The sequence below is a fragment of the Campylobacter concisus genome (assembly GCF_002913545.1).
Lineage (GTDB): Bacteria > Campylobacterota > Campylobacteria > Campylobacterales > Campylobacteraceae > Campylobacter_A > Campylobacter_A concisus_AV.
In genome coordinates, this window is record NZ_PPBR01000066.1 from 1 (window position 1) to 7780 (window position 7780).

9 protein-coding genes are annotated in these 7780 nt (G+C 33.0%); 1 reads left to right on the forward strand and 8 read right to left on the reverse strand.

Annotation, left to right across the window (positions count from 1 at the left end):
- The coding region (locus CYP05_RS04210; protein WP_103642087.1) for a tyrosine-type recombinase/integrase at nt 1-1756 on the forward strand (1756 nt) is incomplete at its 5' end.
- A gap of 454 nt (nt 1757-2210) precedes the next feature.
- On the opposite strand, the gene CYP05_RS04220 is transcribed toward CYP05_RS04210, so the two are convergent.
- The 8 genes from CYP05_RS04220 to CYP05_RS04260 form a co-directional block, all read right to left on the reverse strand.
- Complete coding sequence (locus tag CYP05_RS04220) at nt 2211-2723, reverse strand: hypothetical protein (protein ID WP_009295483.1); 513 nt, start codon at nt 2721-2723, stop codon at nt 2211-2213.
- 123 nt (nt 2724-2846) lie between these two features.
- Complete coding sequence (locus tag CYP05_RS04225; protein WP_103642088.1) at nt 2847-3956, reverse strand: ABC transporter substrate-binding protein; 1110 nt, start codon at nt 3954-3956, stop codon at nt 2847-2849.
- A gap of 17 nt (nt 3957-3973) precedes the next feature.
- Nucleotides 3974-4921, reverse strand: coding sequence for an aldo/keto reductase (locus tag CYP05_RS04230; RefSeq protein WP_103642089.1), 948 nt, complete (start codon nt 4919-4921; stop codon nt 3974-3976).
- A gap of 23 nt (nt 4922-4944) precedes the next feature.
- Nucleotides 4945-5730, reverse strand: coding sequence for an ABC transporter ATP-binding protein (locus tag CYP05_RS04235; protein ID WP_009295486.1), 786 nt, complete (start codon nt 5728-5730; stop codon nt 4945-4947).
- Entirely contained in the window at nt 5727-6749 is a 1023-nt protein-coding gene (locus CYP05_RS04240) for a FecCD family ABC transporter permease (protein ID WP_103642090.1), read from the reverse strand. The genes CYP05_RS04235 and CYP05_RS04240 overlap by 4 nt, the downstream gene beginning before the upstream one ends.
- A gap of 52 nt (nt 6750-6801) precedes the next feature.
- On the reverse strand, nt 6802-7104 hold the full coding sequence (locus CYP05_RS10060) for a hypothetical protein (protein ID WP_219809355.1): 303 nt from the start codon (nt 7102-7104) through the stop codon (nt 6802-6804).
- Between the two features lie 49 nt (nt 7105-7153).
- Nucleotides 7154-7456, reverse strand: coding sequence for a hypothetical protein (locus tag CYP05_RS04250; RefSeq protein ID WP_021086679.1), 303 nt, complete (start codon nt 7454-7456; stop codon nt 7154-7156).
- A gap of 97 nt (nt 7457-7553) precedes the next feature.
- The coding region (locus CYP05_RS04260) for a fumarate hydratase (protein ID WP_181001167.1) at nt 7554-7780 on the reverse strand (227 nt) is incomplete at its 5' end.

Genomic DNA, 7780 nt, shown 5'->3' on the forward strand with positions numbered 1-7780 from the left:
CAAAAAGCTATCTTGCACTGATCCTCAAACCAAAAAGCTTCTTGGCAAAAGAGTGCTTGAGACAACGATAGATAACATAAATCACATATCATATAAGATGTGCAAAAACCAAAAGCTACTAAATGATGAGCAACAAGCATTTGTGCCACTTGGTAAAAAGGATAAGAGTGTAAATTTAGATGATGGTACCAAAGACGAGATAGCAAAGGGCATTAAAGAGGCTAGCATAGATAGCTATCAAGACGACATAGAAGCTTTAAAAAAGCAGGATTTGGTGCTACCTTTTACTAAAAAATCTCTAAAAAACTCTGTTTGTGAGCTAAGAGATGCTATAAATGAGCTAGCAAAACAAAAGGGTGCACTCACACAAAACGATATCTTAAGAATATTTGGTTGTGAGTTATCGCCAGATGGAGATAATGAGCTAAGTGATGATCTAAAATTTGGATATGGAAATTTAAATGATCCTACCTTTGGTGGTCAGGTAAAGCTATATAATGCAGATGAATATGAAGATAAAGGCATAGTTTTAAGTGACATTGAGACTAAAGATCTTGCTTTGAATGATACAAGTGATGCTAGTAACATGACTTTTAATGAAGCTATAAATTTCTTTCAAAAGCTCTTCTCAAATAGAGCTAAAAGCTTTATATCGCAGCTAGACTCAACTGCTAAAAACGAAAGCAAAGCTGACATGCTCACGCTAAAGAGCGCATTTGAAAACTATGTATCAAACACAAGTATTTCAAACAACTGGAGTGATAGCACATTAGGCCTTGTTAGACATGTAGGGCGGCTAATGTCTATGAAATTTGGCTATGGACTAGATATTAAAAAGATAAAAAGAGATGACTTGCTAAATTTTAGAAATATCTTACTGCAACTACCAACCAAACTCTCTCAAAATAGTCTCTATAAAAATAAGAGTCTAGATGAGATCATATCTTTGGCAAAAGATAGACCAAAAATTTCTAAATCAACCATCAAGAAGTATATTGTTAGAGTTAGTGAGTTTTTTAAATACTGCTATGATAGCGACTATATAGATAAGAATCCAGCTACAGATCTACAAATAAATTTAAACCAAGATGACGTTACAAATAAAAACCCTTATGAAGATAGTGACGTAAATGCACTTTTGGATATTGTGAGTAAGATAAGATCAAATGGTGATACCAAAAGTCAAAGAATTAACAAAGATGAGCTATTTTTCGTTACTCATATAGCAGCCTACTCTGGCATGAGACTAAATGAGATAATACAGTTAAATACGGATGACATAGTTGAAAAATATAACATAGTATGCTTTAGTTTAAATACAAAAGTAGATGTAAAAACAGGCAAGAGCAAGACTTTAAAGACTAGAAACTCTGTAAGAATAGTTCCTATACACTCTAAGTTAGGTAGTATTGGGCTGTTTGAATTTATAGAGAGTAAAAAGAAGCTAGCTAGGAAATGTGGCAAAGCAGTTAGGCTATTTAGCTGTGACAATAAAGACTTCTCTGAATATTTTAGAAAGAAGATAAATACTAAAGTTATAAAAGATGGTGATAAAACAAGGACGTTTCACTCATTTAGGCATACTTTCATAAACAAGCTCATCCAAAGTGGCCAAAGAGTTGAGCATATAGCTGCTCTTGTAGGGCATGAACAACAATATAAGATCACCATGAATACTTATGGGGAGCCAGTAACTCCAAAAATTCTAAAGGATCTAGTTGAGGAGGTAAATTTTTATCAAGGAGGGGAAGGGTGATAAACTATTTAAAATGATGAGATTGTTAGCATAAATAGTAAAGATTGATTTATAATTTAAGGTTATTTAAGATTCTAAAATTATGCTTAATTTTATGGCTTTTTAATATTTTGCTATATGTTCTTTGATTTATCTTAAACGGATCGATAACAACGAAAAACATAACCTAAACCAGCTTGCATCTATATTCTATATATGGTATTTTGCTATCAAAAAGCCATCTTGTATTTCACCTGGGCGAGGATACTTTTTGTCTGACAAGTCAGACAAAAAGACCTCGTTAGGGATAGTCCCTAAAACCCCATATTTATTATACAGCCTAAAAAATTACTGTATTTTGTTCCATAAGAACCAAACACTAATAACTCAAACGCATCTTTATTTTCAAAAAAATACCCTCCTTACTGGTTTGTCCAGTAAGGAGGGTACATATCAAAACCCTTCTCTTTTTCTTTTATAGAACTTTTGCGTTATATACTTCTTCGGGCTTAGCGGCCAATAGTCTTGCTGCCATATCTTTTTTCATCTGAATCAAAGTAGTCTCTTCTTCTTCACTTCTATCTTCTTTTCTTGCTAATTCAATAAATTCTTTTAGTACAAAACCTGGCTTTATGGTTATAACAACTGTTTTATCTCTATACTTGAATTTAAAATAATATCTTCCATGGGGACTTTCTAAGACTTCTTCAGCTTCTTTTAAATTAATATCAACGGAAATTCTACCATCTGTTACGCATCTTGTTACCATTTCAAAAGCATCTAGCCCTCCCGGTCCAGGAAATGCTGTAATAAGGTATATCTCTCTTCTTTCTAATAATTTCCCATCATCTAAAAGTGGAAAGGCTCTACTCATGACTTGAAATGCATGAGCTACTCCCCCAGGATAACCTACACCATGATAGCTTAGTAAATTATCAAAGCTATATTCTAATTCATGTCCTTTTTCTAATACTTTTATTTTATCCATGTTTTTTCCTTTCTTGTTAAACTACTTCCTCAATATTGTAGCAACTTCATCATCTGATAATTTGTAATCATATTTCTAATACTTTTATTTTATTTATCCATGTTTCTTCCTTTCTTGTTAAAACTACTTCCTCAATATTGTAGCAACTTCATCATCTGATAATTTGTAATCATATACATATTCAAAGAAATTCTTTAACTCTACTTCCATGTCCATATCTGAAAACAATTGTGGATACTGTATTTTTGCAGCCCATTTAACTGTAAGCGGAGTTTCAACCCCAGGAGGATCCCACCTATAAACACCTATAGGAATTTTGTATACTTGTTTGTTAGCTACAGCTTTAATTGTTGACCAGTTTCTACCTTCCTGCTTATTTTCAATAAAGTCTTCCGGCATTAAGTCTGAATGATTTCCTAAATAAATGATATCAGGGTTCCATACAATCATCTGCTCCATGTCCACGTCAGCCAATTTACCCTTAAGCTCGTGGGCCGGATTATGGGCTCCACTTGGTTTCATCCAATGGTCATATGTTGTTACAGCTATTTTCATGTCACTATAAAACTCTATAACTTTTGGTTTATCTTCATCTTTTATTTCAGCTAACTTTGATGTTACTTCATTAATTCCTTTGTCCATATATTCAACTAATAAGTCGCCACGTTCTTTCTTTTGAAGTACTTCAGATATCATTTTTATATTTTCTTTTATACTGTCAAATTCTGCCCTCTTTAAAGCTACTACCTTAAGTCCTGCAGCTTCCATTTTTTCAATTTCTTTCTCAATATTCGAATAAATAAACACTACATCCGGTTTTAGCTTCAATAACTCTTCCACGTTAACAACTGCGTCTTTTGAACACCATTTAGTATTCGCATTAGCTAGTTGTGGATACATGTTTTTTAAAACACTTTCTTCAAAAGCTTTAATAGAAGATGGGTTGCATCCTACAATTTTATCTGTCTTTCCATCAATTGCATATATTATAGACGGAAGAGGCTTGTCCACCGTTGCAATTCTTTCCGGTGTTTTTTCAAATTTAATCGTTTTTCCTCTAACATCAGTAACCGAGTATTCGCTTTCTTTTACCTTTTTAACTTCTTGCACTTGACTAGCTTCTTTTTCCTTGTTTTCACTGATTTCATTTTTATTACTTTGAGAGCTGCCGCCACAAGCATTTAAAATTAATGCTAGTACTAAAAATAATAATAAACTAATCCTTCTTTTCATTTTTCCTCCTTCGAAAATTATACACTTAGTGGATAAACTCCAAACAAATCTGCAACTTCTTCTCTTAATATATGAGGTCTTTGTCTAAGAGCTTTGCCAACTTCTATCTTTCTTTTTAAATCAACTTGATTAATTCTTTCTTTTAATTTTCCTTCTTGTTCACTCCTTTCTTTAGCAGAGTAAGGTTCTTGATATAGGGTTTTAATAGCTTCATTAATTTCATCTTTTGAATTAAAGGTTCCCAGTACAGAATCTATAAAAGGGAAGGACAGAATATATGCATATGCCGCTTGAACCAAAGTTTGGTCTTCTTTTATACGAATAGCGTTAAATATATCTTCATAAAGCAACAAGTCTCCTGTTGCCAGCGGATTCATAGCTATTGTCCCTATATCTTTTTCATGAGTCTTCATTATTCCTTTTAATCTGTATTTGGAATTAATTATATTAAAGCCCTGTAAACTATAATCAAATTTATACTCCCCAATCATCTTAATTAGTTCTTTATTTTGTAAGTGTGAAGAAAAAGTAATATGCTTAATAAGTCCCTCTTCTCTTGCTTTTTCCATCTCTCTTATAGCTCCATAGTTTTTAGCTCCTCTCCATTCTTCAAAAGATTTTACACCCCAAAGACAAGTAAAGGAGTCAATACAACTTATTCCTAAATTCTTCAAAGAATTTTCAAGATTTTTTCGAAATGTTTTAGAATCTCCGGCATGTGTCTTTGACATAATATAAAATGGTTTTTTATGCTTCTTCATTTCTTTTATGGCTGTACCTAATATAAGTTCTGAACAATTGTTCCCATAAGTATCGCCGGTTTCAAAGAAATTTATTCCTTGTTTATATGCATAGAAGAAATTTTCTGCATGTTTATCTATATCTTGGGGATTCTTTAAGTGATGACTTCCCATAGATATTCTTGAAATTTGTATGCCTGTAGATCCTAATTTTCTATATTCCATTCATTAACCTCCTTCTAACAGTTCTATATGGCTTTATAAGGTGCAACTGTTTTGTATTCAACTTCTTCTGCTTGAAAAATTAAAATTTTAGCTTTGATCTGAAAATACTTTTGTAAGTTATCTTCAGTAATGGCTTTCGAACTTTCATCAAAGGTTGTTTTGTAGTCACTACCGATAAACAAAGTTTTGTCAGATATCTGCAATGCATGACTAGGAAAATGAGTGTTTATTATGCAAGCAGATTTTTTATTTACATTTATATGTTTAATTGCCTCTATGATTCTAATTTGATTCTTCATATCCAGGTTTGACTCCGGTTCATCTAAAATAAGAAGTTTTGGATTAGAAACAAGAGCTCTCGCAATCATAACCATTTGAAGCTCTCCTCCGGATAGCTCATCACAGTATCTATTTGATAGCTTTTCAACTCCTAATTCTTTTAAAGTTTCATAAGCTTTATCATAATCTTCCTTCGTAGGGATATGGAAAAAACTGTTTTCCTTGTCTAAACCCATCACAACCATTTCTAAAACCCCATAACTAAACACACTTTTCTTAACTTGAGGAACATAACTTAAGTTTTCCCATAATTCTTTTTCTGCATATTCATTTATATCTTTGCCGAACAATAAGGCTTTTCCCGTGTCCCATTTTAAAAATCCCATAAGACACCTTAAGAAAGTAGTTTTACCCACCCCATTGGGTCCAAGAATGGACATTACTTCTTCTTCTTTTAAATCAAATGAAATATCTTTTAAAATTTTTCTCTTGTCATATGAAAAAGTACCTTTTTTAACTTGGAGTATCATCTTCTTTCTCCCGAATTCTTTCTAAGTATAGTTATGAATAATGGCGCACCTATAAATGCTGTTAATATTGAAATGGGAATTTCATTGCTTGTAGCTGCTCTTGAAAGGGTATCTATCAGTAATAAATAAATTGCTCCCATAACACAACAAGTTGGAATAAGGTACCTATTATCATTTCCGATAACCATTCTCGCCAAATGGGGAATTATTAAACCTATCCATCCTATAATTCCACATACAGAAACTGTAGTTGCAGTTATCAATGTTGAGAGTAAGATAACCACAATACGTAATTTTTTTACATTAATTCCTAAAGACCTAGCCTCATCAGAATCTAGAGATAAAAGATTCAATTTCCACCTTAATAGAAAGAAGCCGAAAATACAAGGTATTATTATTATTGAACAAATAACAAGGTCTCTATAGGATACACTTGCTAAACTTCCCAGCAACCACATAGTGATAGTTGGAAGCTTATCTTCCGGATCTGCTATATATTTAATAAATGATATTGAAGCATCAAATAGTGACTTTACAATTACTCCGGATAAAACTAACACATACAAATCTGTTCGTTTTTTTACTCTGGATAGGTTTAAAACTATATAAACTGCTAAAAGCCCCAGAAGCAAAGAAACATGCTGAGTCACTATCATGTTTAGGGATAATAATATAGATAAAGCCGCCCCAAAACCTGCTCCTGAAGACACCCCTAGTAAGTCCGGGCTAACTAAAGGGTTTGAAAAAACAGTTTGATATGCTGCTCCTGCCAGTGATAGCCCTGCACCTACTAAAACTGCCATAAGTATTCTAGGTAGTCTTATGTCAATTACTACACTAGTTTCATATACGCCTAAGCCGCTAACATCTCCGGTTATTGTTTTGTATATAATCATAAATGCTTCATAGGGGCTAACCGGATATCTTCCTAAACAAATAAAAGTTAGTATTAAAAGCAATAGCAATACAAAGAGAACCAATATGCATAATTTTTTATTCTTAAAGAAACCTTTTCCCATTTATCCACTCTTTCTAATTAATAGTAAAAATCTTTTATATAGTCTCCTATCCTCAATATAAAGAAGTTAACAAAATCTTTTTAGATATTTGCTCTAAATTAGGACTTAAGGATAAGTCATAAGAGATTATTTCATTTGTATACATATCAAGTATTGGTGAAATGTAGCATTTACTCCATGAAAAGTTAAATTGAGATACATCAGTACTCCATTTTTGTAACGGCTTATCAGCTTTAAAATTTCTGTCTATTATATTATCAGCAATCTTTCCTACTTTACCTTTGTATGAATGATATTTTTTCTTTACACTATTAAGAATCCTATTATGAGTTACTTCATAATCTCCGTTTGCCATGATTTACCCTCCTTTCTTTAAATGTAACTTGGTTGTATTATAGCACTTGTTATATTTGAAAGTCAAGATATTGATACGCATATTCATCTTTAAAATGGTCATCATCATACTCTTCATATACATAATCATAATTTAACCTAAAATGCACATTACCAATGTACGCATCTACCATTGTTGTGTTAGCAGTCGGTTTTTTAGTGTAGGCTTCGATAGTTAGGCTTGCTGGCAAAAAAGATTCTTGGTAAGTAAATTCACTTTTGGCAATAACACATTTTTCATTTAGGTATGAACTACAAAATTCTAAAAACTTAGCTCCTAATTCATCTGCTAGCTCTCTTTGTGTGCTAGCCAAATCTACAAACTGATGTGTCCCGTAAGGTATATGACGTCGCCGATTTTGATATTTGAAAGATCATCAGCGCTTATTGGCGTGGTTAAAATTTTCTTACTCATAGCGCGAACTCCTTGTGCGATTTTACGTCGAAATTTAGATCTGCGTCCCAGACGATGTACCCTTTGCGGTGCGACCAACAGCCCACATTTACAGCAACTGCGATTACGCTTGGATGGCGGGCGCAGTTTTCTATATGCACGCCCATCACAGAGCTTGCACCGCTCATGCCTTGTGGTCCAAGACCGATTTTATTTATGCCATCTTCTAGCAGTTTTTCGGTTA

Excerpts from the sequence above, each read along its gene's own strand:
- CYP05_RS04230 (WP_103642089.1), bottom strand. The coding sequence starts at position 4,921 with ATGGAATATAGAAAATTAGGATCTACAGGCATACAAATTTCAAGAATA.
- CYP05_RS04220 (WP_009295483.1), bottom strand. The coding sequence starts at position 2,723 with ATGGATAAAATAAAAGTATTAGAAAAAGGACATGAATTAGAATATAGC.
- CYP05_RS04225 (WP_103642088.1), bottom strand. The coding sequence starts at position 3,956 with ATGAAAAGAAGGATTAGTTTATTATTATTTTTAGTACTAGCATTAATT.
- CYP05_RS04235 (WP_009295486.1), bottom strand. The coding sequence starts at position 5,730 with ATGATACTCCAAGTTAAAAAAGGTACTTTTTCATATGACAAGAGAAAA.
- CYP05_RS10060 (WP_219809355.1), bottom strand. The coding sequence starts at position 7,104 with ATGGCAAACGGAGATTATGAAGTAACTCATAATAGGATTCTTAATAGT.
- CYP05_RS04240 (WP_103642090.1), bottom strand. The coding sequence starts at position 6,749 with ATGGGAAAAGGTTTCTTTAAGAATAAAAAATTATGCATATTGGTTCTC.